This is a genomic window from Micromonospora sp. NPDC005553, assembly GCF_042871765.1.
Lineage (GTDB): Bacteria > Actinomycetota > Actinomycetes > Mycobacteriales > Micromonosporaceae > Micromonospora.
The window spans coordinates 593,277-617,754 of the sequence record NZ_JBIAJD010000005.1 but is presented as its reverse complement, the minus strand read 5'-3'; the positions used below and the strand labels follow the sequence as shown (position 1 = coordinate 617,754).

General features: G+C 71.7%; 25 protein-coding genes and 1 pseudogene. 20 read left to right on the top strand and 6 right to left on the bottom strand.

What is annotated here, in order from left to right; all coding sequences use genetic code 11:
* Positions 1-96 precede the first annotated feature (96 nt).
* Entirely contained in the window at positions 97-732 is a 636-nt protein-coding gene (locus tag ACFYPG_RS23705) for a class I SAM-dependent methyltransferase (protein ID WP_387353896.1), read from the bottom strand.
* Positions 729-1,387 (bottom strand): annotated as a pseudogene (locus ACFYPG_RS23700) (FAD-dependent oxidoreductase). The gene ACFYPG_RS23705 and the pseudogene ACFYPG_RS23700 overlap by 4 nt, the downstream one beginning before the upstream one ends.
* A 95-nt stretch (positions 1,388-1,482) precedes the next feature.
* On the opposite strand from ACFYPG_RS23700, the gene ACFYPG_RS23695 reads away from it, so the two are divergent.
* The gene (locus ACFYPG_RS23695) at positions 1,483-2,079 is read left to right on the top strand and encodes an XRE family transcriptional regulator (RefSeq protein ID WP_355008482.1); all 597 of its coding nucleotides are present in this window, start codon (positions 1,483-1,485) and stop codon (positions 2,077-2,079) included.
* A 155-nt stretch (positions 2,080-2,234) separates the two neighbouring features.
* Positions 2,235-2,645, top strand: a complete 411-nt coding sequence (locus tag ACFYPG_RS23690) for a hypothetical protein (protein ID WP_387353895.1) — start codon at positions 2,235-2,237, stop codon at positions 2,643-2,645.
* A 222-nt stretch (positions 2,646-2,867) separates the two neighbouring features.
* Here the strand turns inward: ACFYPG_RS23690 and ACFYPG_RS23685 are convergent, their stop codons facing one another.
* A complete protein-coding gene (locus tag ACFYPG_RS23685; protein ID WP_387353894.1) occupies positions 2,868-3,827 on the bottom strand; it encodes an AraC family transcriptional regulator in 960 nt (319 codons plus the stop codon).
* Positions 3,828-3,930: 103 nt separating this feature from the next.
* Here ACFYPG_RS23685 and ACFYPG_RS23680 point away from each other — a divergent pair, with 103 nt between their 5' ends.
* The 16 genes from ACFYPG_RS23680 (at position 3,931) to ACFYPG_RS23605 (ending at position 19,831) form a co-directional block, all read left to right on the top strand.
* Complete coding sequence (locus ACFYPG_RS23680; RefSeq protein WP_355008485.1) at positions 3,931-4,788, top strand: NmrA family transcriptional regulator; 858 nt, start codon at positions 3,931-3,933, stop codon at positions 4,786-4,788.
* A complete protein-coding gene (locus ACFYPG_RS23675; RefSeq protein ID WP_387353893.1) occupies positions 4,785-5,288 on the top strand; it encodes a DUF1772 domain-containing protein in 504 nt (167 codons plus the stop codon). Before ACFYPG_RS23680 ends, ACFYPG_RS23675 begins: the two co-directional genes overlap by 4 nt.
* Positions 5,289-5,574: 286 nt before the next feature.
* Positions 5,575-6,600 (top strand): iron-containing redox enzyme family protein, encoded by a 1,026-nt coding sequence (locus ACFYPG_RS23670; protein WP_387353892.1) that lies wholly within the window; start codon positions 5,575-5,577, stop codon positions 6,598-6,600.
* A gap of 81 nt (positions 6,601-6,681) precedes the next feature.
* Complete coding sequence (locus ACFYPG_RS23665; RefSeq protein WP_387353891.1) at positions 6,682-7,647, top strand: EamA family transporter; 966 nt, start codon at positions 6,682-6,684, stop codon at positions 7,645-7,647.
* 72 nt (positions 7,648-7,719) lie between these two features.
* Positions 7,720-7,983 carry an acyl carrier protein gene (locus tag ACFYPG_RS23660; RefSeq protein WP_355008489.1) on the top strand — a complete coding sequence of 88 codons (264 nt, stop codon included), beginning with the start codon at positions 7,720-7,722 and terminating at the stop codon, positions 7,981-7,983.
* Positions 7,980-9,599 (top strand): amino acid adenylation domain-containing protein, encoded by a 1,620-nt coding sequence (locus ACFYPG_RS23655; protein ID WP_387353890.1) that lies wholly within the window; start codon positions 7,980-7,982, stop codon positions 9,597-9,599. Before ACFYPG_RS23660 ends, ACFYPG_RS23655 begins: the two co-directional genes overlap by 4 nt.
* On the top strand, positions 9,596-10,780 hold the full coding sequence (locus tag ACFYPG_RS23650; RefSeq protein ID WP_387353889.1) for an acyl-CoA dehydrogenase family protein: 1,185 nt from the start codon (positions 9,596-9,598) through the stop codon (positions 10,778-10,780). The genes ACFYPG_RS23655 and ACFYPG_RS23650 overlap by 4 nt, the downstream gene beginning before the upstream one ends.
* Complete coding sequence (locus tag ACFYPG_RS23645; protein ID WP_387353888.1) at positions 10,768-11,937, top strand: acyl-CoA dehydrogenase family protein; 1,170 nt, start codon at positions 10,768-10,770, stop codon at positions 11,935-11,937. Before ACFYPG_RS23650 ends, ACFYPG_RS23645 begins: the two co-directional genes overlap by 13 nt.
* A gap of 4 nt (positions 11,938-11,941) precedes the next feature.
* On the top strand, positions 11,942-12,754 hold the full coding sequence (locus ACFYPG_RS23640; RefSeq protein WP_387353887.1) for a methyltransferase domain-containing protein: 813 nt from the start codon (positions 11,942-11,944) through the stop codon (positions 12,752-12,754).
* Complete coding sequence (locus ACFYPG_RS23635; RefSeq protein ID WP_387353886.1) at positions 12,751-13,950, top strand: cytochrome P450; 1,200 nt, start codon at positions 12,751-12,753, stop codon at positions 13,948-13,950. The genes ACFYPG_RS23640 and ACFYPG_RS23635 overlap by 4 nt, the downstream gene beginning before the upstream one ends.
* A complete protein-coding gene (locus ACFYPG_RS23630; RefSeq protein WP_387353885.1) occupies positions 13,947-15,053 on the top strand; it encodes a hypothetical protein in 1,107 nt (368 codons plus the stop codon). The genes ACFYPG_RS23635 and ACFYPG_RS23630 overlap by 4 nt, the downstream gene beginning before the upstream one ends.
* On the top strand, positions 15,050-15,787 hold the full coding sequence (locus tag ACFYPG_RS23625) for a thioesterase II family protein (protein WP_387353884.1): 738 nt from the start codon (positions 15,050-15,052) through the stop codon (positions 15,785-15,787). Before ACFYPG_RS23630 ends, ACFYPG_RS23625 begins: the two co-directional genes overlap by 4 nt.
* A 5-nt stretch (positions 15,788-15,792) precedes the next feature.
* Positions 15,793-16,497, top strand: a complete 705-nt coding sequence (locus ACFYPG_RS23620) for a class I SAM-dependent methyltransferase (protein ID WP_355008497.1) — start codon at positions 15,793-15,795, stop codon at positions 16,495-16,497.
* A gap of 40 nt (positions 16,498-16,537) precedes the next feature.
* Complete coding sequence (gene lysA / locus ACFYPG_RS23615; protein WP_355008498.1) at positions 16,538-17,863, top strand: diaminopimelate decarboxylase; 1,326 nt, start codon at positions 16,538-16,540, stop codon at positions 17,861-17,863.
* Entirely contained in the window at positions 17,857-18,981 is a 1,125-nt protein-coding gene (locus tag ACFYPG_RS23610; protein ID WP_387353883.1) for an aminotransferase class I/II-fold pyridoxal phosphate-dependent enzyme, read from the top strand. The genes lysA and ACFYPG_RS23610 overlap by 7 nt, the downstream gene beginning before the upstream one ends.
* Positions 18,974-19,831, top strand: coding sequence for a 2,3,4,5-tetrahydropyridine-2,6-dicarboxylate N-succinyltransferase (locus tag ACFYPG_RS23605; RefSeq protein ID WP_387353882.1), 858 nt, complete (start codon positions 18,974-18,976; stop codon positions 19,829-19,831). The genes ACFYPG_RS23610 and ACFYPG_RS23605 overlap by 8 nt, the downstream gene beginning before the upstream one ends.
* A gap of 9 nt (positions 19,832-19,840) precedes the next feature.
* Here the strand turns inward: ACFYPG_RS23605 and ACFYPG_RS23600 are convergent, their stop codons facing one another.
* Positions 19,841-20,611 (bottom strand): AfsR/SARP family transcriptional regulator, encoded by a 771-nt coding sequence (locus ACFYPG_RS23600; protein WP_355008501.1) that lies wholly within the window; start codon positions 20,609-20,611, stop codon positions 19,841-19,843.
* Positions 20,612-21,242: 631 nt separating this feature from the next.
* On the opposite strand from ACFYPG_RS23600, the gene ACFYPG_RS23595 reads away from it, so the two are divergent.
* Positions 21,243-21,782, top strand: a complete 540-nt coding sequence (locus ACFYPG_RS23595; RefSeq protein WP_387353881.1) for a DinB family protein — start codon at positions 21,243-21,245, stop codon at positions 21,780-21,782.
* A 227-nt stretch (positions 21,783-22,009) separates the two neighbouring features.
* Positions 22,010-22,540, top strand: a complete 531-nt coding sequence (locus tag ACFYPG_RS23590; RefSeq protein WP_387353880.1) for a hypothetical protein — start codon at positions 22,010-22,012, stop codon at positions 22,538-22,540.
* A 120-nt stretch (positions 22,541-22,660) separates the two neighbouring features.
* Here ACFYPG_RS23590 and ACFYPG_RS23585 read toward each other — a convergent pair whose 3' ends face one another.
* A complete protein-coding gene (locus ACFYPG_RS23585) occupies positions 22,661-23,314 on the bottom strand; it encodes a response regulator transcription factor (protein ID WP_366609775.1) in 654 nt (217 codons plus the stop codon).
* The gene (locus ACFYPG_RS23580) at positions 23,311-24,465 is read right to left on the bottom strand and encodes a sensor histidine kinase (protein ID WP_387353879.1); all 1,155 of its coding nucleotides are present in this window, start codon (positions 24,463-24,465) and stop codon (positions 23,311-23,313) included. The genes ACFYPG_RS23585 and ACFYPG_RS23580 overlap by 4 nt, the downstream gene beginning before the upstream one ends.
* Positions 24,466-24,478: the final 13 nt, after the last annotated feature.

Genomic DNA, 24,478 nt, shown 5'->3' with positions numbered 1-24,478 from the left:
TGTCGAGGGCAGGCATGCGCGGGGTTCCATCCACAAGGGCGCGATGGGGTACGGCGCCGGGGTGGACCTCGGTCCCGGCGTCGCAGAGAAAGTGGTTCAGGGGCGTCGGGTGGCGCGCACGACGACGTCGTGCAGCGAGACCGCATGGCCGCCGAGCCCGGTCGCCGGGCGCCGGTGCTCCTCGGCGGTGACGATCTCCCAGTCGGCCGCATTCAGGACGGCGGTGATGTCGGCGAGGGTGACCGTCGCCTCGGCGGGATGCTGATGCCCGTGCCCGTGCCCGTGCCCGGTGTGCAGGTGCCCGACGATCAGCAGGGTGCCGCCGGGCGCCACCCAGTCGGAGATGCGCTGGTAGAAGGCCAGTTGGGGCATCGCGGGGTGCGCGTAGTGGGTGGTGACCAGGTCGAAGCGCATGCCCGGTTCCCAGGCGGTCAGGTCCGCCTCCACCCACCGGATGGACTCTGTCTGCCCGCTGGCGGTGGCGCGGTCGGCGGCGCGGGCGAGGGCGTCGGCGGAGATGTCGGCGGCGGTGAGCTGCCAGCCGTGAGAGGCGAGCCAGATCGCCTCGGCGCCGGCGCCGCACCCGGCGTCCAGGGCGGTGCCCGGTGCCAGGCCGGCGGTCTCCTGGGCGAGGTAGGGGTTGGGTGGGTTGCCGGCCATGGAGCCGGGCTTGTCGCCGTGGGTCTGCTGCCAGTGCTGTTGCCAGTAGTCCTTGTCGAAGCTGTGCGTCATCGGAGGTTCTCCTCGTTCGTCAGCCGGGCGACCGCCCGGTCGGTGTCCTCGGCGACGAGGTCGGCGTTGAGATGGGCTGCGGCGCGGGCGCCGCGCGCGGCGGCCGCACCGACCTGGGCGGACAGATCGGTGGAGTTACCGGCCGCCCATACCCCGGGCACCGAGGTCCGGCCGGTCTCATCAGCGGCGATGAAGGAACCCACCGGGTGCTGCGTCGCGGTGATGCCGATACCGGCGAACGCCTCTGCTCGGGCGACCATCCGCGGCGCCACCGCCACGGTCTCGACCGGTATGACCTTGTCGTCGTCAAGACGGACCCCGGTCAGCCGGTCGTCGACGATCTCCAGCCCGGCGACGCCGCCAGCGATCACCGGGATGCCGAGCGCGTCGAGTTTCGCCCGGTCCTGATCGCTGAGTTCCTGGTCGCCGGTGAAGTACCGCACGTCATCGCTCCGCGCCTGAGGAGCTCCAGCGGGCTCAGTCCGTCGAGGGCCAGCAGGCTGTGCACGGCCTGCGTAGGCGCGTTGCGCGGTGCGCCGGCGTCCAGGACCGTCACTCGCCGCCGCGAACGCGCCAGGATCAGCGCCGCGCTCAACCCGGCCGCGCCGCCGCCGACCACGACCACGTCCCTCACGATCTCTGCCTGCTCCACCATCTGCCCTGCTCCCTTCACCACCTTCGCCGGTGACTTGATCCTGAGCCTCCCGGCGAATATGTGCAAAGATCTTTGCCGAATGGCAAAATGGGGTTGTGGACGACAATCTGGACCGCACCCTCGACGCGGTCGGCCCGCGGCTGAGGCAGCTGCGGCAGCGCCGCAACATCACCCTCACCGACCTGGCCGAGGAGACCGGCATCTCCGTCAGCACGCTGTCGCGGCTCGAAGCGGGCCTGCGGCGTCCGACGCTCGAACAGCTGCTCCCGCTCGCCCGCGCCCACAGCGTCACCATCGACGAACTCGTCGACGCGCCGCTGACCGGTGATCCCCGGATCAACTTGCGCCCCATCGCCGCTGGCGACGGATCCACCATCCTGCCCCTGACCCGCAGGCCGGGAGGCATCCAGGCCTACAAGTTCGTCCTGCCCGCCGGCGACGACAACCGCGTACCCGACCTGCGCACCCATGAGGGCTACGACTGGGTCTACGTCCTCAACGGCACCTTGCGCCTGGTCCTCGGCGACGACAACCTCATCCTGCAACCCGGAGAAGCCGCCGAGTTCGACACCCGCACCCCCCACTGGTTCGGCGCCACCAGCGCCGGGCCTGTCGAGTTCCTCAGCCTCATCGGCAGACAAGGCGAACGCGCACACCTACGCGCCACACCACAATCAGGCACGTCCCAATGAGCAGCAGAACTGCCTCCCCACTCACGCCAGGCTCCGGCAGGCGGCACACCCTGCTCTCACGTAAACCCCCTGGCGCGCTGGGCGCTGCTGGTTGACGGCGTCCGTGATTGCGTCGAACTCTGTGGATGTCGCCAGACGGCGGAGGAGGGTTAGTCATGCGTATCTGCGGCGCCTGCCGAGTGGACCAGCGCACCGTTGTTCGTATCGGCAGTTGGGGCGTGCCGCACGGTACTCCGGGGCACCAGGTCAACTACCGCTGGACCAGCCTGTCTGCCTGTCCCTTGTGCGAGGCCGGGCTTCTCGTGTACTTCGATCATGACTGCTTCCACCAACCTTGGGAGGAGCCGTGGGACATGGACTGGTCGTGGCCGATCGCCGTTGACGGAGTTCAGTTGCTGAACGCTGCCCTTGCCCGATGTCCGGATCCGCTGCATCCGTCGTGCGAGTGCCCCGTGCACCGGTCGTTGCGCCACGGCATCGAGAGCGCACCGTCTCGTGAGGTTTCACTGACGGTTGCGCTGACCGAGGAAGGGCTGCCACAGATTCGGTCGACAGCCATGCCGTGAGGCGGGCGCAACACGGTGGTAGGGCTAGGCGATGTTTCGGATACAACCACTGGCTGATGAACTCCGACTTGACGACGGACTCGTCGACCGCAGATCTCCGCTTGAGTGCCTTGGCGTGGTGGGCACTCGCGGCGTCGCCGGTCCACTTGGGCAGGTTCTCGTTCGCTGAGTCGGTGGTGGCGGACGATGAGGAACGGATGCCCACGGCCAGCCTCGGCACATTCATCCCACTGGAGTGACGTCAGGCGACCCGATGGCCTGCCGGTGTTCGGCCGGGCTGAGACCGCGTACCCGTTTGAAGGCCGCGCTGAGTGCGAATGAACTGCCGTAGCCGACCTGGCGGGCCACCGCGCCGACGGTGGCGTCCGGTTCGCGCAGCAGATCGGCGGCCAGCGCGAGCCGCCAGTTGGTGAGGTACGCCATCGGAGGCTCGCCGACCAGTTCGGTGAACCGGCGGGCCAGCACCGCCCGCGAGATACCGGTGCCGGCCGCGAGGGTGGCCACCGTCCAGGGCTTTGCCGGGTGGTCATGCAGCAGTCGCAACGCCCTGCCGACCACCGGATCGCCGTGCGCCCGGTACCAGGCGGGCGCCGCCGCCTCGGGCCGGGAGAACCAGGCCCGAAGTACGGCGATGAGCAGTAGGTCGAGCAGCCGGTCCAGGACCACATCCTGCCCGGGCTCGTCCTTGGTCATCTCGTCGCCGAGCAAGGGGATGAGCGGGCTGTCCAGTGCTCCGGCCGGCAGCACCAGGAGATGGGGCAGGACCCTCAGCAGCCGTTGGCTGACCTCGCCCTGCAACTGGTACGTGCCACTGAGCAGCACCGCCATCCCGTCAGCGCGTTCGCCCCAGGTCCGGACACCCAGGTCCATCACTTCGCACAACTCGTCCCCGGTGGGCGTGGTGCTGTGCTCGCCGGGATGGATCACTGCCTGCGGCGCCGTGGCTGGGTCGTCGGCGATCGTGTATGGCTCAGGGCCACGGATGATCGCCACATCGCCCGGGCGTAGCGGCACGGGGGCACCCTGATCCGGCACCACCCACGCCGTGCCGCGCAGCATGGTGACCAGGGTGAGGGGCGCACGATCCTGGATCCGTACCGACCAGGGCGGGTCGAACACCGACCGCATCAGGAACGCACCGCGCGCCCTCGGCCCGTCCAGCAGCCCCGCGAGCGCATCCATGCGCTCAGGTTAGCCCTGTGAGGTGGGCGGTCGAGACGTCGGGACATGCGATCGAGAGTCTCGCCCATTCCCGGTGCGCTCACCCTCGACTTGACTGGTTGCCATGACGAAGACCGTTGATGAGCAGCCAATCCTCGTACTGGGCGGCACCGGCAAGACGGGCCGCCGGGTGGTGGACCGGCTCACCCGACTCGACCGGCCGGTACGGGTCGGCTCCCGCTCCGGCGAGCCGCCGTTCGACTGGACCGACCAGCGCACCTGGGCGCCCGTACTGGACGGGGTTTCGTCGGTCTACCTGGTGTACTACCCGGACCTGGTCGCGCCGGACGCCCTCGCGACGATCCGTTCGTTCACGGAACAGGCGGTGTCCGGCGGGATCGAACGGTTGGTTCTGCTTTCCGGCCGGGGCGAGGAGGAGGCCACACTCAGCGAGCGGGTGGTCCAGGACTCCGGAGTGGCCTGGACGATCGTGCGGGCGAGCTGGTTCAGTCAGAACTTCAGCGAGGACTTCCTGACCGACTCGATACGCGGCGGCGAGGTCGTCCTCCCGGCCGGGAACGTGCCGGAGCCGTTCGTCGACGCCCTCGACATCGCCGACATCGTGGTCGCTGCGCTGACCGACGACGGGCACGCGGGGCAGCTCTACGAGGTGACCGGGCCGCGACTTCTCACCTTCGCCGAGGCGACCTCGGAGATCGGCAACGCGCTCGGGCGGGAGATCCGCTACCGATCGGTTTCGCCAGAGGAGTACGCCGCCGTGATGGCCGGGTACGACGTGCCGGCGGAGCTCACGGCGGTGCTGATCGAGCTGTTCGGCAAGGTGTTGGACGGCCGCAACGCACAGCTCGCTGATGGTGTGCAACGGGCGCTGGGCCGCAGGCCGCGCGACTTCGCCGACTATGCCCGGGACGCCGCCGCCGCTGGTGCATGGGACACGTCACCCGGTGGAGACTGGGCATGAACGCCACCCTGGCTGCCTGGTCGGCGGCGGTGACCCTGGTGGTGACGGGTGCGATCACCGGTGTCTACTACGCCTTCTCGGTGGCGGTGATGCCCGGTCTGAACACCGCCGACGCTGGCACCGCGATCCGGGCCATGACGAGCATCAACCAGAAGATCCAGAATCCACTGTTCTTCGTCACGTTCTTCGGCCCGCTCGTCGCCGCCATGGTGACCGGCGTGTTCCTGTTGATCCTCGGGAAACGGTCAGCGGGTGTGCTGTTCCTGGTGGCCGCCGGGGTGTACCTGGTGGGCGCCTTCATCCCGACGGTGGTCGTCAACGTGCCGATGAACGAGAAGCTCGACGCCGCAGGCGTGCCAACCGATCCTGCGGAGGCGGTACGGGTGTGGGCTTCCTACTCGTCCGCTTGGACGTGGTGGAACTCGGTACGCGCCGGTGCCAGCCTGATCAGCCTGCTGCTGGCTGGTCTCGGGGTCTACTTCTCGAACACGTCCCGATGACGTCGCCGCCCGGTGCGGGCAGGGGTGGCCAGTTCCGGGCGGCCGGGGGGAACGCGGCACGGGGTGTGCCCAGCAGATCGTCATCGCAATAACGAGGTTCCCGCACCCAGGTGCAGCGGGTCGACCGCGCCGTCGCACGTCACCTGCGCGGCGTCTACCGCAGGGGGCTGACCGCCCACGCGGCGCGTCGCGTGCCCTCCGACCTGCGAATACAGAAAAATCAGCGAAGCCGTGCAGACGGCGGGGGAATGCTTCGGGTTATACCGACTGCAAGGAGCGCACCCGGATGCCCGCCACGCTGAGCACCACTCTTACGGCGTTCGTCACCGATCTGGTGAGTCGCTTCGCTCTGTCCGAGGAAGACTTCGACCGTTCGTACGCCGAGCAGGACACCTACGCCGAACTGCTCGAGAACGTCACCCGGCTGGGTACCGCGGCGTCCGCCGGGGACGCCGACGCCCAGTTCGCGCAGCAGTACCTGCTGGCGAAGATCTACGGTCTGCACACCCAGTTGGGGGCGGAATCGACAGCCGAGGCGTCCACCGTCCTGCACGCGGTGACGCGGCAACTGGAGCGGGACACCGCGCGGGACGAGGACAGCTGGATCGACGAGAGCATCTACGCCTCGATCCCGGACGACCCGGAACGGTTCGTGCCGTGGCTCAAGAACATGACGCGGGAGCACCGGGTGTTCAAGCACCCCTATTACCACTCCTTTCTGCGCGAGCGGGCCACCCCGGAGGACTTCCGCAGCTTCGTGTTGCAGGAGTCGTCGGTGGACGCCCGGTTCGACGACCTGCTGGCGATGATGCAGGTCGGGTCGGACGGTGAGACCAAGATGGAGATCGCCAAGAACTTCTGGGACGAGATGGGCAACGGCGACCCCGCGATGGTCCACACCACGCTGTTCGGCCGGATCATCGCCCACTTCGGCATCACCGACGACGAGCTGAAGGAGAGCCTGTCGACGGAGGCGCTGCTCGGCGGGAACCTACCGGTGCTGATCTGCCGGTACCGGAACCTGTTCGGCGAGGCCGTCGGCCACCTCGCCGTTGCGGAGTGGCTGGCGCCGGACCGGTTCTCCCAGGTGCTGCACGGCTGGGAGCGCCTCGGGCTCCCCGCCGACGGCATCACGTACCACCGGTTGCACATCGGCATCGACGCCCACCACGCGAGCGCGTGGTTCGCCCACGTCGTCAAGCCGATGGCGGCCGAGCCGCAGACCCGCCGGGCCATGGCACGCGGTGCGCTGTGGAGGCTGAACTCCTCCTGCCGGTACCTCGACCGCATCCTCGCCCAGAACCCGGCCTAGCGCGTGCGTCGACGCCCCTGGCCGGACCGCCGCCCGGACTCCGCCTCGACCCGACCGAGGACGTCGACACCCGCCCTGACGATGGACTGGCCGACTGCCGACCGGTGGCGCATCGCCGCGGCGCTGCTCGCGGTGTGGCTGCTCTGGGGTTCGACCTTCCTCGGTATCCGAGTGGTCGTCCAGGAGGTGCCGCCCCTGTTCGCTGCCGGGGTCCGCTTCTCCGTGGCGGGGGCACTGCTGCTCGGCGGGCTGTGCTGGCACTGGCGCCGGCGCGGCCAGCCGGGACTGGCGGTGCGGTTGCGGGGGCACACCGGGCGGCTGACCCTGCTCGGGCTCATGCACTTCCTCGGCGCGAACGGGCTGGTCAGTGTCGCATCCGAGGATCTGCCGTCGGCGGCGGCGGGCACCTACTTCGCCACCGTACCCATCTGGGTGCTGGTGATGGGGGGCCGGCCGCGAGGGCGGGACCTGGGCGCGGCCACGGTCGGACTTGCCGGTGTGGCGATCCTTCTCGGTTTCCAGCCGGGCCCGCTGCTGCCCTCGCTGCTCGTGCTGGCCGCGGCGTTGACGTGGGCCGTGGCGGGGCGGATCGCCGCCGCCTCGGCGGGGCGCGGCACCCCCGGCGACATCGTGCCGGGCGCCGCCCTGTCCAGCGCGGTGCAGATGCTCGGCGGCGGCCTGGCGCTGCTGGTCGTCTCCGGGTTGACCGGAGAGTGGGGCCGGCTGGACGTCGGCCACCTGCACCCCACCGTCTGGTTGGCGCAGCTGCACCTCGTGCTGCTCGGGTCGCTGGTGGGCTTCCTCGCGTACACGTGGCTCGTCACCCGGGTGGACCAGCGGCTGGCCAGCACCTACTCGTACGTCAACCCGCTCGTGGCGGTGGCGCTGGGAGCGCTGGTCCTCGGTGAGGACCTGACCTCGGCCACCGTGGTGGGCACCGCCTGCCTGGTGGCGGCGGTGGCCTGGACGGTGCGGTCCGCCGCCCGGCCGGCCGCCCCGCGCACCTTCGATGTCCCGAGCGCGCCGGCCGTCCCGGCCAGCCGGTAACCGCACCCGCCGCACCGGTACGGCCGCGCCCGGTCGTACCCGTGTCACCCGAGACCGTTCAGGAGTCAGCCGATGACCCGTCCCACCGCCGAGAGCGTCCGTGACCGCCTCGCCGACACCCTCGCCACCATCAAGAAGCGCGACGTCTCGGCCGAGCTGGCCGCCGACGACAACTTCATGCGCGCGCTCAACCTGGACTCACTCGACGCTGTGGAGCTCACCGTCCGGCTCGGCAGCGAGTACGGCATCGAGTTCGGGGAGGAGATCGAGGACCTCGACGCGTTGGAGAGCCTGTCGACGTTGGTCGCCCTCGTCGAGCGGCGTGCGACCCGATGACCATGCTCGTCGAGCCCTCGACGCCGCAGGCCGGCGCACCGACGCCGGTCGGCTGGTCCCTCATGGCGGCGCTCGCCGCGCACGCCGCCACCGGGCCGGACCTGCCCGCGCTCACCGGACCGGACGCGACACTCACCCGCGCCGAGCTGTGGCAGCGGGTGCTGCGGATCGCCGCGGGTCTGCGCAGCCGTGGGGTGCGCCGCGGTGACCTGGTCGCCGTCCACGGCGAGAAGACCGCCGCCACGGTGACGGCGCTGCTGGGTGCGGTCGCCGCCGGCGCCGCCTACCTGCCGATCGACCCCTCGGCGCCCGCGGACCGGCGACGCGCGCTGCTGCTGGACTGCGGCAGCCCACGCCTGCTGGCCCGCCGCGCGGCGGTGGCCCGGCTGGTCGACCAGGCGCTGCCCGTGCCGGTGGTGGCGGTGGAGGAACTCGGCACCGAGGCGGACGCGCGCCTCGACGACCTGCCGGTGGCCACCGCGCCGGATGACGGGGTGTATGTGCTGTACACCTCCGGCAGCACCGGACAACCGAAGGGCGTCCGGATCCCGCGCAGCGCGCTCGAGGCGTTCTTCGCCGCGGTCGACCCGGTGCTCGGCATCACCGATCGGGCACGCTGCCTGAACACGACAGCCCTGCACTTCGACGGTTCGGTGGCGGACCTGCTCTTGCCGCTGCTCAAGGGGGCGCACGTGCGGCTCGGCCCGGCGTTCGTCGTGCCGGCTCGGGTGCTGGACCTCATCGAACGCGACCGGATCACCCACTTCACCGCGGTGGTCTCCACGTTGACGCTGCTGGCCCGGACGGAGCCCGGATTGTCCGGGCGTGACCTGAGCGCGCTGCGCCGGATCCTCACCGGCGCGGAGGTGCTGAACCCGGCCACCGTCCAGGACTGGCTGCACGCGGCCCCGAATCTCGTGGTGGTCAACGGCTACGGGCCGACCGAGGCGACGTGCGGGGTGACCTTCCACCCGATCGCCGAGCGGGAACCGGGCCGCACCGAGGCGTACCCCATCGGGCCGCCGCTGCCGGGGGTGACGATCCGTTTCCGGGACGCCGACGGCCGGCTCACCACGGACGGCCCGGGTGAGATCGCCATCGCCGGGGCGCAGCTGATGAGCGGGTACCTGGACCGCCCGACGGAGGAGGCGGCGGTCTTCCTCGACCACGAGGGGACGCGCTTCTACCTCACCGGCGACATCGGGGAACGCGGCGCGGACGGGGCGCTGCGCTTCGCGGGCAGGCGCGACGACGAGGTGAAGATCAAGGGCTACCGGATCAACCTCAACGAGGTGCGCCGCGCCGTGGAGACGCACCCGGCCGTCGGCAGCGCGTTCGTGGCGGCCGTCCCGGATCCGCGCGACGGGCTGTCGCTGGCGTGCGCCGTGGTACTGCGCGCCCCCGCAACCGTCGACCAGCCGGATCCCGACCCGGCCGCCGCCCTGCTGCCACTGCCCGGAGACACGGTGGAGGCCCTGCTCCGGCACGTGGGCAACCTCCTGCCCCGATACATGGTGCCGCGGGAGCTGTACCGGCTGCCGTCCGTTCCGGTGCTGTCCACCGGCAAACCGGACCGCGCCCGCATCGCCGCGCTGCTGCTCGACGAGGCACCGTGAAAACCGCGGCCCTCACCGTCGCGGCCCGCACCGGCTGGTTCACGCCCGCCGAGGACGAGCTGCGGGCCCGCCTCACCGAGCACCTCGCGGCCACCGTCGCACCCATGGTCGACGCGTGGGAGCGGCACGGCGCGGTCCCCCTGCGCGAGGTTCTGACCGGCTTGGCCGCGCGAGGCTGGCTCGGCATGCGGTTCGCCGTCGACCAGGGCGGCGCCGGCGGCACCGCCTGGGAGCACGTGGTCCTCGCCGAATGCCTCGGCGCGCTGTTGTTCGACAGCGTGGGCATGGGGGTGACGGTCCACAACGACATGGTCGCGCCCATGCTGGCCGATGCCGGCGGGCCGGAGGCCGTCGAGCGTTTCCTGCGCCCGGCCCTGGTGGGGCGCTGCCTGCTCGGGCACGCGGTCTCCGAGCCGGGCGCCGGCGCCGACGTGGCCGCCGTCGCCACCACGGCCACCCCCGAGCCGGGCGGGTACCGGCTGACCGGCGCCAAGCGGTGGGTCGTGGCCGGGCTCACCGCGGACGCCTTCGCGGTGCTGGCCCGGCTGCCCGAGGCTCGTGGAACCTTCGGTCACGTCCTGTTGATGGTGCCGGCCGACGCCCCGGGCGTGAGCAGGGAACCGGCGGACGCCACGCTCGGGCTGCGGACCGCCGGCGTCGCCGGGCAGCTCCGCTTCGACGGCGTGTTCGTGCCCGACGGGCACCGCCTCGGCGGGCACGGTCTCGGACTGGTCACCCAGCTGCGCCAGTTCGAACCGGAGCGCATCCTGTCCGCCTGCCGCGCGATCGCCATGGCGGACACCCTGCTGCTGCGGACCGCCGAGCGGCTGCGGGAGCGGCGGACCTTCGGCGTACCGATCGCCGACCGTCAGCAGCCCGCCGCGCAGCTGGCACGCCTGCGCGCCGAGGTGGAGGCGGTGCGCCAGCTCGCGTACACCGGCATCGACCGGTGGGTGACCGGCGGTGCGGTGAACACCCTGTCCGCAGCGGTCAAGCTGCGCTCCAGCCGTCTCACCCGTGAGGTAGCCCGCACCTGCCTGCACCTGCACGGCGCCGAGGGGCAGCTCAGCACCCACCCGGTCAACCGCGCGTTCCGCGACACCCGGCTGTTGTCCATCTCCACCGGATCGGACGAGATGATGCTCACCGCCCTCGCCCGCCTGCGCGGGTGGCCCCAGTGACCGCCGCGTCGGTGCTCGCCTCGACGGTCGGGTCGCGTTGTCCGCAGGGTGCCGCCGACGTCGAATTCGCGACGCGGCTCGACGCCTTCACCGACCGGCACCGCGACGGCCTGCTCGCTGCGGGCGTCTGGGAGTCGGCCGGCCCGCCCGTACGGGAGCTGCTGCGCGCCGTCGGCGAGGCCGGCCTGCTGCGCGACGCGTGGGCCGACCGTGGCGGCGACCGCGCCGCAGCCCTGTGGCGTGCCGCCGCGTTGCACCGCGCGTTCGCCCGGGTCGGTAACGGCGCGCCGGGCGCGGCGCTGCTCACCCACCTGGAGGTGGCGACACGCCTGCTCGGCGTCCTGCCGACGACACCGGTGGGGCTGGTGACGGACGCCCTGGCCGGCTCGGCGACCAGTGCGCTGGCCGCCACCGAACCGGACGGCGGCAGCGACCTGACCGCCCTGAAGACCACTGTGGGCGCCGGCGCGGCCGGTGGGTTGACCGTGACCGGAACGAAGTGGTTCATCAGCAACGCCCCGTACGCCGACCACCTGCTCGTACTGGCCGACGACAGCGACGGGCGCACCGGTCGGCGCGGGCCGGCGCTCCTGCTGGTGTCCGCCGGGCCGCGCGTCGGGGTGACCACCCTGGACGGCCTGGGACACACCGGCCTGACCGGTGCGGTGGTGCTCGACGCGGCCCCGGTCGCCGCCGTGCTCGCCGTCGGCGGGCACGGACTGCTGGTGCTGATGCGCCACTGGATCCATGAACGCGTGATGCTCGCCGTCCGGATGGCCGGACTGGCCGAGTCGGTCCTGGACCACGCGATCGCCGACGCCGGCCGGCGGATCACCTTCGGGGTTCCGCTGATCACCAACCAGCACGTCCGATTCACGCTCGCCCGGCTCGACGCCGCAGTCCAGGAGGTGCAGGCGATGGCCGGGCAGAGCCTTCGCCTGCTCGCCGCGGGCGCCTGCCCGGGCGGCTGGGCGGCCGCCGGCAAACACCGGGCCGCCGCGGTGCTGGCCGAGGTGGCCGACGAGGCGCTGCAACTCTCCGGTGCTGACGGCTACCGGCGCGGCCATCCGGCGGAACGGGCCCTGCGTGACGCGACCGGCCTGGCGCTCGCCGGCGGCACCACAGAACTCATGCTCCAACAGATTGATCGAGGGTGACACGATGACACAGCACTCCGTCCACCAGTCCCGGCCCGACCCCGGGTGGGACGCCGACCGCTACGACCGCCAGTTCGGCTACGTGTCCGCGCTGGCCGGCGGTGTCGTCGAGCTGCTCGCCCCGGTGCCCGGCGAGACAGTCCTCGACCTGGGGTGCGGCACCGGTGAGCTGGCCGCCACGATCGCGGCGAGCGGGGCGCGGGTGATCGCGGTCGACGGCGACCCCGCCATGGTCGCCTCGGCCACCGCCCGCCTGGGATCGGACGTGCTGCTCGCGGACGGCCACGACTTCCAGATCGACGAGCAGGTCGACGCGGTGTTCTCCAACGCCGCGCTGCACTGGATGACCCGTCCGGCGGAGGTCGTCGTCGCCGTCCGTCGCGTGCTGCGCCCGGGTGGGCGTTTCGTCGCCGAACTCGGCGGTGCCCACAACGTGGCCGGGATCCTCGCCGCCGTCCGCGCCGCGCTGGCCGAGCAGGGTCTGACCGAGGGCGCGCGGATGCCCTGGTACTTCCCGAGCCCCGGGGAGTACGCCACCCTGCTGGAGGCGCACGGCTTCCAGGTGCTGCGGATGGACTACTTCGCCCGGCCCACCGAGTTGACCGACTGCCCGGGTGGCGTCGCCGACTGGGTCGCCATGTTCGGCGCGGCCCTGATCGGCCATGTGCCGCCGGAGCGGCGCGACGCCGTCCTGGCGCGGATCAACGAGCTGGCCGCGCCGACGTTGCTGCGCGACGGCCGCTGGTACGCCGACTACCACCGGCTGCGCTTCGCCGCCGTGCGGGAGCCGGCCGACGCGCCGGACGCGGCGCGGTGACCGCGCCCGCGCGCAACGGCGCCGACCGCGACTTCGGGACGCCCGCGTTCCAGCTCGACCCCTACCCCGTGTACGCGGCGCTGCGGGCGCAGGGCCAACTCGTCCACTCGACGTCGCGCCGCACCTGGTTCGCCACGGACCACGCCGCCGCCGGTGCGGTGCTGCGGGACCGGCGCTCCAGTGTGGAGAGCCCGTTCCGGGCGACCCGGGTGCTGTTCGGTCGCACCGTGACCGACGTGGAGGGGGAGGAGCACGTCCGGCTGCGGGCGTTGACCAACCGGAGCTTCTCCGCGTCGGCCATCCCCGGGTACCTCGGCGAACTCGTCCCGGCGGCGGTGCGCGGCGTGCTCGACGACCTCGACGCGGCGGCCGGTGATGGCCCGGCCGACTACGTGACGGGCTTCGCGAACGCCGTACCGATCCGGGTGATGTCGCGCATCATCGGCCTGCGACCGGCGGACGTGCCGCAGTTCCAGACCTGCAGCGACGCGGTGATCGCCTTCATCGACTCGGCCGATCCGGTGCGCCGACGGGCCGCCGTCGCGGCGTGGGCACGCATGAGCGCCCTGTTGCACAGCCGGGTCGCCGAGCTGCGACCCGCACCGGACGACAGCGTCATCGGGCAGCTGCTGTCCTCCGCCGCGGAGGGCGCCGACGTCGACGACGACGAGATCGTCCGCCAGGTCGGGCTGCTCATCCCCGCCGCCATCGACACGAGCAACCGGCTGATCGCGAACGTCCTGCACACCCTGTGCTCGCGCCCGGAGCTGATGGCGCAGGTCGCCTCGGACGGCAACCTCATCGAGGCGGTGGTGGACGAGACCCTGCGCTACGAGGCGCCGATCCACAGCACCATCCGGATCTGGGGTGGCGGGGAGCTTCTCGGCCAGGACATCCCGAAGGGTTCGTTGCTGACCGTCCTGCTCGGCTCGGCCAACCGTGACCCGGCGGTGTTCCCGGACCCGGACACGTTCGACCCGGGCCGGCCGGGACACCAGCGCCTGCTCTCCTTCGGCGCCGGGCGCCACCAGTGCATGGGCCGTCGGATGGCCCTGGCCGAGGTGACCACCGCGCTGCGCCTGCTGCTCGAACGCCGCCCCGGCCTGCGCTTCGCCGACGTCACGCCGAGCCCCGTGCAGGGGCTCAGCTTCCGCTCACCCGCCACCCTCCGCCTCGCCTTCGGGAGACGCCCGTGACCACCACCGTCGACGGTCCCATCACCGACAGCCCGACGAGCGACGCCGTGACAGTGGCCTTCGTGCCCGAGCCCGTCGCCGTCGCACACCCGACCCGCGACGTCCCCGGGGTGACCGCCCACCAGTCGGAGGTCACCGGCCGGCACTGGAACGCCGTGGAGAGCGTCTACTACGACTGCCACATCGTCAGCCTCACCCAGCTTCTGCCGCCTCGCCTGCTCGCGGCGTTCCTCCTGGTCGCCGGAGCCCCGAGGCTGCGCGCCGAGTGGGGTGGCCTGTCCTGCCGGAACCTTCTCGACGGCGAGGCGGCCCGCGACGCCCTGCTGCTGGGGGAGTGGGGCGTGGAAAAGCACCACCTGCCCGTCGACGGTGACATCGAGGCGACGTTGCGCGCCGCCGTGCGCGACCACGGGCACTGCGTCGCCCGCGTCGACAGCTACTACCACGAGCACTTCGACGAGTACTACCTGCGCGAGCACCGCACCAACGGGCACAAGGTGACGGTCGTCGACTTCGACGAGAACTCGTACCTCGGCATCGACAACGTCGGCGTCCGTACCCTGGTGCTGCGCTTCGATCGGGCCCTGTTCGTCGAGGCGATCCGCTCCAACCTGTTCCACGTCTACGACAAGCACGACTCGCTCTACCGGCTGCACCTCGGCGAGCGGACCCAGACCGCCCTGGCCGACGGGACGGTTCACCGCCGTGAACGCGCCGCCGTCGACGCCCTCCTCGCCGACCGGCGGACGCTGCCTGCGCAGCTGTCCCGGTACCGCGACGCGTTCGTGCCAGCGCTCACCGCACCCGGCCAGCGCCGGCACGCGCAACTGACCAACACGTACCACTCGGCGCTGATGATCGAGCGGGCGTACCTGGCGGTGGCGGAGGCGTACCGGCGTACCGGCGAACCGTGGACGGGGCTGGCCGGTGACGGCGAGCCGTTCATCGAAGGGCTCGCCGCCGCCACGAAGAGTTGGCGCGCGCTGAAGATGCTGTGCCGCACGGCGCTCAGCGGGGGGACCGTGGCCGACCGTACCCTGGTCGCCGCCTTCGACCGGATGTACGCCGCCGAGCTCGCCGTCCCGGCGACCGCGACACCGTGACCGTCGCGGCGAGCCGGCTGTTCCTGCTGCCCCCCGCGGGTGGCTCGGCCGGCGTCTTCCGCGGTTGGGACGACCGACTCGGTGAGCTGCTGGGCGACGCCCTGTCGGTCGTCGCACCGGAGCTGCCGGGCCGCGGCGCGCGGATCGCCGAGCGGCCGCCGCCCGAGGTCGACGGCTACGTGCGGGACCTGGACCAGCGGTACGCGCCCGCCCCCGGCGAACGGTGGGCCGTCGTCGGCCACAGCTTCGGCGCCCTGCTCGCCGCGTCCTGGGCGGCGGTCGCCCACCAGGCGGGCAGGGGCCCCGCCCTGGTGGTGGTCAGCGGCGCCGCAGCGCCGTGGCGGCACAGCACGGCAGCCCTCCTCGACGGCACCGACGACGAGATCTGGGACCGGGTGGGTGCCCTCGGCGGTCTGCCGGCGCAGATCCGGGCGACGCCGCTGGGCCGGCGGCTGGTCGAGCGGGCCCTCGTCGGCGACGTGCGGGCATCGGCCCGCTACCGGCCGGCCGGGCCGGCGCCGGTCGGCTGCCCCGTCCTGGCGGTTCGCGGCGCCGACGACCCGCTCCTCAACGACGAGCTGACGACCGCCTGGTCGGCCCTCACGACCGCCGCATTCACCTTCCGGGTCCTGCCCGGAGGCCACTTCTACCGCTCCGGCATGGAGGACCTGGTGCCGTTGCTCGCGGACGTCCTGTCCGCACCGACCCTGCCGGCTACTGCCGAACGAAGGTGACCGCTGTGACCATCGAGACCACCGACACCCGACCCGACCAACTCGCCGACCTCGCCGACTTCTACCGCTCGCGGTCCGGCGACGACGTCAGCCTCTTCGACATCTGGGAGACCGGGGGCGCGCGCGGCGACTCTGTCACCCCCTCCACCCACTCACCGGCCTATCGGACCTGGATGCTGGAGCTGCTCAACGGCGAGCTGACGCGGGCCGGCAGCCGCCGGCTGGTCAGCCTGGGCAGCGGCAACGCGGTGGTGGAGGGTCACCTGGCCGCCGCCGGAGTCGAGGTGCTGGCAGTGGACGCGATGGCCGAGGCCGTCACCATGTCAACGGCCAAGGGCGTCCGGTCGATCGAAGCCGACGTGACGACCTGGACGCCGACCGACCCGTGGCCGGTGGCCTATCTCGACGGGTTGCTCGGCCACCTCTACGACGCCCGTACCGCAACCTTGCCGATCATGGCGCACGTCCGGAGCTGGCTCGGCGTGGACGGCCGCGGCATCCTCGTGGCCTCCAACGACGCCACCCGCGACGGCAGCCGGGTGCAGGCGGCGCCGGGGGTGACCGGCTTCCACTGGCTCGCCGTCGACTACCTGCGGGAGCAGGCTCAGCTGGCCGGCTTCGACGACGTCAGCGTGGACAGCTACGTCTACCGACGCCCCCTCTCTGGCGACCGTGTCCGCTCGGTGATCATCGCGCGGTTCGGCTACTGACCCCGAACCACCCGCCCCTGGCAGAAAGCGAGCCCGACAGATGCCCGTGAGCCCCGCGTTCCAGGCACGTCTGGACGACGCCCTACCGCGCGCCGTCGAGCGTTTCGGCACACCGTTTCACCTCTACGACGAGCAGGGCATCGACGACACCTGCGCGGCCTTCGACCGGGCGTTCCGGTCGCTGGGCTACACCGAGTACTTCGCGGTCAAAGCGCTGCCCAATCCGGCGATCCTGCGCATCCTGGCCCGGCACGGCTTCGGCTTCGACGTCAGTTCGGGTCCCGAGCTGACACTGGCGCTGCGGGCCGGCGCGCGGGGCCGGCAGATCTGCTACAACTCGAACAACACCAGCCGGGCGGAGCTGACCGCGGCACTGCGCGCGGACGCGCTGATCACCGTCGACGACGCAACGGTCCTCGAGAAGATCGCCGAACTGGGCGCCGTGCCGGACACCCTGGCGTTCCGGGTCAACCCGGGTGACGACGCGCACCGGGGTTCCCGCCGGCACGCGGACACCTTCCTCGGCGACCCGGCCGACGCCAAGTTCGGCGTCCCCGCCGACCGGCTCACCGACGTGGTGGCGCGCGCCGTGACGCTCGGCGTTCGGACCGTCGGCCTGCACATGATGCTGGCCTCCAACTCGCTCACCGCAGCGCCGGTGCTGCTCACCCTCGAACTGCTGCTGGAGCAGGTCGTCGCCCTGCACCGCGACACGGGCGTCGCGGTGCGGACGCTGAACCTGGGCGGCGGCATCGGTATCCCTTACCGGCCGGGCGAACCGACCGCCGACATCGACGCGCTCGGCCGGGCGCTCCGCGAGCGTCTCGACCGGTGGCAGCAGGAGTACGGCCTGCCCGCGCCGCGTCTGTGTTTCGAAAGCGGCCGTTTCATCACGGGACCGCACGGGGTGCTCGCCACCCGGGTGGTGAACCGGATGTCCAAGTGGCGCGAGTACGCCGGGGTGGACGCCAGCATGACGGCGCTGATGCGTCCGGCGCTCTACCGCGACGCGTACCACCACATCACGGTGCCCTTCGCGCGGGCGGCCGGGCCCACGGAGTCGGTGGACGTGACCGGGCCGCTGTGCGAGAACAACGACCGGTTCGGCAGGGACCGCCCGTTGCCGGCGCTGCGGGAGGGTGATCTGCTGCTGATCCACGACACCGGTGCGCACGGCCATTCGATGGGCTTCACCTACAACGGTCGCCTGCGTCCGCAGGAGCTGCTTCTGCGCCGCGACGGCAGCATCGAGATGATCCGCCGGGCCGAGGGTGAACACGACCACTTCGCCACCCTCGAATTCCCGCCCGCCGTGGTGCCCGCCCCCGCGCTGGTGGCCATGTCCGGCGTTGCGGTGCCGTGCTGAGCGCCCCGCCGTCGCGCGAGGAGCTGCTCGACCTGGCGCGCGGGTCGGGGTCGGCACTGCTCGACCTGTCGCTGGGCGTTCCCGCCGATCCGCCGCCGGTGACACCCGGCGAGGCGCCCGGGCAGGAACCGGCCGGCTATCCACCCAGTGCCGGGACCGAAGAGTTGCGGCTGGCGGCCGCCGGCTACCTGCGCCGCCGGTTCGGGGTCGCGCTCGCGCCGGACGCCGTCGCGGCCTGCGCCGGCGCCAAGGAGTTCATCTCCACCCTGCCGCTGTTCCTGCGCGACGCCGGACTCGCCCCGCCGGGGCGTGACACGGTGCTCGTCCCGCAGCTCTGCTACCCCGCGTACGAGAAAGGGGCGCGTCTCGCCGGCTTCGCCACCCACCGGGTACCGGCCGACGACGACCACCGCATGCGGCCCGACCTGTTGCCTGCCGCGGTACGCGACCGCGCGCTGTGCCTGTGGGTGAACAGCCCGAGCAACCCCACCGGTGCGCTCGAACCGCTGGACACCCTCATCGCCTGGGGCCGACGGTACGGCGTGCTCGTGGTCTCCGACGAGGCGTACACCGAGTCGACCTGGTCCGGGTCGCCACGGACCGCGTTGGCGCACGGCACCGCCGGGGTCCTCGCCGTGCACAGCCTGTCGAAGCGGTCGAACAGCCCGGGGCTGCGCGTCGGCTTCTACGCCGGCGATCCCGCCGTGGTCGGGCGGTTGGTGCCGTGCCGCCGCGCTGCCGGGCTGATGGCGGGCGCCGCCGCCCAGCGGTCGGCCGCGTACCTGCTCGGCGACGACGAGCACGCCCGGATCCAGTACGAGCGAGGCGCCACCCGGGTGGCCGACCTGGTGCGACTGCTCACCGTCAACGGGGCGGCAGCACGGAGTCCCGACGGTGGCTTCTTCGTGTGGACCGCCGCGCCGGGTGGGGACGGCGACACCTGGGCGAGGAGCCTTGCCAGTCGCGCCGGCATTGTGGTGATGCCCGGCGGCGCATACGGACCGGAGGGTCGGGGACATGTCCGCTTCGCCGCCGTCCGCGACATCGCCGAGATCACCCCCAGGGCGGGTGCCCTGGGGCCGCTTGAATCCGACAAGAGAAGGGCGGCGCATGTCTGACGCCACCGTGGTGCCGAACGCCCCGACCGGGGCGCCCCTGCCGGCCGAGATCGACGAGCTGTGGGACCGCCGCGACACGGTGACCACCGACGATCCGACGGGCCACGCCGTCGTCACCGCCGCCGTGGACCAACTGGACAGCGGGGTGAGCCGGGTCGCCGCCGTCGATCCGGTCACGGACGAGGTGGTCGTGGACCAGCGGGCGAAACGCGCCATCCTGCTGGCGTTCCGGGTCCTCGGGCTGGAGCCGTCCGAGGCCGGGCCGTTCCGTTACCACGACCGGCTGCCACTCAAGCGCACCTTCGACGGGGTGCGGGTGGTGCCAGGCGCTATCGCCCGGTGGGGCAGCCACCATGCACCCGGGGTGGTGCTGATGCCCTCGTACACCAACATAGGCGCCTGGGTGGGAGCCGGCACCATGGTGGACACCTGGGCCACGGTGGGCTCGTGCGCGCAGATCGGCCGCAACGTCCACCTCTCCGGTGGGGTGGGCATCGGCGGGGTGTTGGAGCCGGCCTCCGCGGTACCGGTCGTGGTGGAGGACGAGGCATTCGTCGGGTCCCGGTCGATCGTGGTGGAGGGCGGCCGGGTGCGTCGCGGCGCCAAGCTCGGTGCCGGCGTCATCCTGACGGCCAGCACCCGGGTCTTCGACGCGGAGACCGGGGTGGAACTGCCGCGCGGGCAGGCACCCGCGTGGTCGGTCTGCGTCGGCGCGACCCGGTCCAGGTCGTTTCCCGGTGGTGAGTTCGGCATGCCGTGCCTGCTGGTGCTGCGCCGACTCGCCGAGGGTCAGACCTTCGACAAGGTCGCCATCGACGAGCTCTTCCGAAGCCACGGCGTGGCCACCTGACCGGCGTCCCTATCGGACGCCGGCCAGCACCCCGCCGTCGTTGGCCACCGTCCCGCCGGCGAGCACCGCGCACTGGGCTGCCTGCAGCAGGGGGCCCGGGTCGACGCCGAGTTCCTCGGTGAGGATCCGCCGCCCCGCCTGGTAGACGTCGAGCGAGTCGGCCTGGCGACCCGAGCGACACAGCGCGATCATCAGCTGGGCCCGAAGCCGCTCCCGCAGCGGATACCGGGCGACCAGGCCGGTCAGCTCGCAGACCAGCCGGCCGTGCTCCCCGAGCAGGAGGTCTGCCTCCGCGCGGCCCTCCAGGGCCTCGAGCTGCAGCTCCTCCAGTCGTGGCCGTTCGGCTGCCGCCAAGTGGGAGGTGACGTCGGTGAGGGCGTCTCCGCGCCAGAGGAGCAGGGCGCGGCGCAGTTGCGGCGCGGCCCGTTCGGGATGCCCCTGGGCCAGCGCCTGCCGGCCTGCGGTCGTGAGGCGCAGGAATTCGGCGTAGTCGACCCGCAGGTGCTCACTGATCAGCCGGTAGCCCCGCCCGACCCGCAGCAGCGGCACCTCGCGGCCCAGCTCGCGGCGCAGCCGGGAGGCGTAGGTGTGCAGTTGCCCGATGGCGGTGGTGGGCGGCCGGCTGCCCCACAGCAGCTCACTGAGCCGGTCGTCGCCGACCGCGCCGTCTCTGGCGAGCAGGAGGACGGCGAGCACAGTGCGGGGCTTGGTGCCCCCCAGGTCGCTCTCCCGCATGGTCGTGATCTGGCCGCCGGACCGGTCATCGACGCGCGCCCGCACTGGCCCTAATATATTGATGTCCATCTGCTTTTCCCCCCGATTTCGCACCACGGACCATCACGCGTTGGCGTCCGTGACCGTTCTGCCGGCCACCGGGCGACATCGTTGTGAGCGGTGGCGTGCTCACGGTAGGTCGGCGATGGCAAGGGTTGTGGCCTCGCCCGTGCGACACGCGCGTCCACTGTGGCGCGATTCGCGGTACATGTCGGGGCGGCTGGTCGGATCGGCGGGAAGGACGGTTGTGAGCAGGGGGCCGATCGGGTATGCCCTGTCGGTGGACGGCACCGTCCCTGGTCGGCGGACGGCGGGTGCCCTCTCCGGGATCCGTTTCACAGCCCCCTGGTCGGCCCGCAACGGGCTCTGGCGACGACCCGGCCGCAGGGGAGATTAGTCCGGTGCCAGGATGCGGATCCCACGCCGGGTGCGCACCCGTGGCCCGACATGCGGGAAGTGTTCGACATCTGACAGGAGTCCACCAGGCGGGCGGCGACGCTGGTTCCGCCGTCCGAGCGCGGCACGCCGGGCGGGTCGAGGGCGACGGGACGGCGACCGGATTCCGCTTGGCGGCCGTGGAATTCGGCGCACCCCAACTCGCTTGACTGGTGCGGTCCGCCCACGATTGGGTGACGCCGTGAGTAAATTGTGGACCGCCCCTGAGGACGACCCCAGAACCTTCGGTCAGCCCGTCGGTGAAAAGGCGACCTACCGGGAGTACCTCGGCAACTACCGTCTCACGATAGAAATGAAGTGCGACGGACTGGACGCCGAGCAGCTCGGCCGACGCTCGGTACCGCCCAGCACCCTGAGCCTGCTCGGCCTGGTCCGCCATCTGGCCCAGATGGAGCACCAATGGTTCCAGCGTGTACTCCAAGGACGGGCCGACGCGCCGTGCCTTTACCAGCACGAGGACGACCCGGATAGGGACTTCGGGGGCGCGGTCGCCGATCCGGCGGTGGTGAAGGACGCCTTCGCGACCTGGAAGGCCGAGATCGCCAAGGCCGACGAATGGCTCGATGCCCTCGATGAGGCCGACCTGGGCCGCGAGGTGCCGGTCGACGGTGGCAGCCACGCCACGCGCGACGTGCTCCTCCACGTGATCGAGGAGTATGCGCGGCACGCTGGTCACGCCGACCTCCTGCGCGAGTGCATCGACGGGCGAACCGGCGTGTGACCCACCGGGGCGATGGGTCACCACACCTGACTGACACAAAACGCGAAACGCGCTCTCCTGTGCTCACGGTGCTGTGCGTGCGTCGGACAACTCGCGCCTGAACGCATGGACCTGTCAACTGGGAAGGCCGAGACCGTGAACAGGCACATATCCCTCCTCGCTCGGCCGTAGGGTTGCCGAGAGACTGCCGTCGGGACATCTTCCATGCTGAAGGGGAGGCGGTCGCGATGCGGGAAATCAATGACGACTTCTTTTTGACTATGGCAGAAGTCTCCGCCGCTCTTGTCGGCACACTTCTCGTCGGAGTCTTCTTCTACCTCGACTCCGACCTGCACAAGAACCGCCAGGGCGCAGCCGCGGCCGACCGCTACATGCGCTCGGGAGTGCGCTGGATCTTCTTGGTGTCGGCCGTGCCGCTCCTCGTGTCCCTCACACTCGCCGGCCTGGAGCCGATCTGGGGTGCCCTCACCTTCATCGCGCTCTCGGTCGTGCTGGTTGCCCTGACCGCCAACACGACCTACCGCACAGTCGCTCGCGGCGCCTCGGCCATATCGACCGCGTTCGTCATCAACGAAGTCGCCACCACGGCCGCGGTCGTCGTCCTTGTCACGCTGCCCTGGGTGCTTGGTGGCTGGGTGCCACCGCCATCTGCCTTCGTACCCTCGCTTCTGTTGGCCTTGGGATCCGGCTTCTTCAGCATCGTGGCGCTCGTCATGACTCTCTTCGGGCCGGCCCGGCAGGACGACACCCCTTCATAGCACCCGCCGTGCGCCCGGGCGCTCCAGGCTCTCGGGCGCCGACCGGTTGTGTGGCGCGGCTCGGGCAGCCCATCGACCGCCCGGACGTCACTCTCCCTCGAGTCACCACCCTTGCGCCGGTCAGCGAGGGTGCACCAGGCCGTTGTCGTACGCGAAGATCACCGCCTGGATCCGGTCGCGGGCGCCGATCTTGAACAGGACCCGTCCGACGTGCTTCTTCACTGTCGACTCGGTCAGCGTGAAGCGTTCGGCGATCTCGGTGTTGGTGGCTCCTTGGCCGATCGCTTCGAGCACCTCGCGCTCCCGCTCGCTCAGCGTGCCCAGGCGGGGATCCTCGGACGTGGCCGGCGCTGGTTCCTGCAGGTAGGCGTCCATCAACTTGCGGGTCAGGCTGGGAGCGACGACCGAGTCGCCGGCAGCCACGGCGCGGATGGCCGCGATGAGCTCTTCGGGCCGGGCGTCCTTGAGCAGAAATCCGCTTGCCCCGGCCCGCAGCCCGGCATAGACGTACTCATCCAGTTCGAAGGTGGTCAGGATCAGGACGCGGGTGCGCGAGCCGGCCGCCGTTATGCGGCGGGTCGCCTCGATGCCGTCCATGCCGGGCATGCGTACGTCCATCAGCACCACGTCGGGGCGGCTCTGGTCGATCATCCGGACCGCCTCGGCGCCGCCCGAGGCCTCGCCGACCACGGTCATTCCGGGGGTTCCATCGAGCAGCATCTTGAAACCCATGCGCTGCAGCGGCTGGTCGTCGGCAATCAGCACGGTTGTCATGTGGGCTCCTTGAGGACGACGTCGACCACCCAGCCGTGCTCGGCCGGGCCGGCGGTCACCACCCCGCCGTACATGGCCCCGCGCTCACGCATGCCGAGCAGACCGTGGCTCGGGGCGGCGGGGGCGCCACGGCCGTTGTCGCGCACACGGACCCGTACCTCTCCGTCGGCGACACTGAGACTCACGTCGGCGGTCGCGCCCCGTCCGGCGTGTTTGAGGATGTTGGTGAGCGCTTCCTGGACGATGCGGTAGACCGCGAGCTGCAGCCCCTTGCTGAGGGTGTGCAGCTCACCCGAGGTGGAGTAGGTGACTGGCAGCCCGGCTGCCCGCACGCTCGGCAGCAGCCGGTCGAGGTCGTCGATGTCGGGCTGCGGCCTCAGTTGCGGATCGGTGTCCTCCCCGCGCAGCACGCCCAGCACCCGGCGCAGCTCCGCGAGCGCCTGGCGGCCGGTCTCGCCGATCAGCCGGAGCGGTTCGGCGGTCTGCTCCCGCCGCGATCTGGCGAGGGCAGCGCTGCCGTCGGCGAGGCCGACGATCACCGACACGTGGTGGCCGACGATGTCGTGCATTTCCCGGGCCACCCGTGCCCGCTCCTCAGCGACGGCCAGGCGGGCCTGCTGATCCCGTTCGATTTCGAGGCGGGCGGCCCGGTCCTCCAGGGCGACGAGATACGCCCGGCGGGTGCGCACCGCGACGCCGGACGCGATCGCCGCCACTGTCGCCCCGAGAGCCAGCAACGACGTGAGGGTGCGGTTCTGCGTGACCGACCCGAACAGGTAGATCTCAGCGAAAAGCTGGGCCACCGTGATCCCGGACGCCCAGGTCAGCGCACGCCAGGTACCCCGGGAGGCCACCCCGAAGAGCACCACCAGCAGGATCACCCCGGCGCCGACGCTGATGCCCAGCCCGCTGAGGAGCAGGTCGGTGGCTACGGTGGCCAGGAACGCCGGGAACGGGTATCGCCGCCGCCAGTAGAGCGGTGGCAGCAGCACCAGGGTCGCGATGGTCGCCGACAGGGGTTTCTCGATGATGTTCGGGATGCTGAAGAGCACGATCGGTACGGCTACCAGGGTGTCCGTGACCCACGGGTGGCGCCGGTCGAACGCCCGCAGCCGTGCCTGCCGGTCCACGAGCCATCCCTGCGTGCTCATCGCCCGAGTCTCC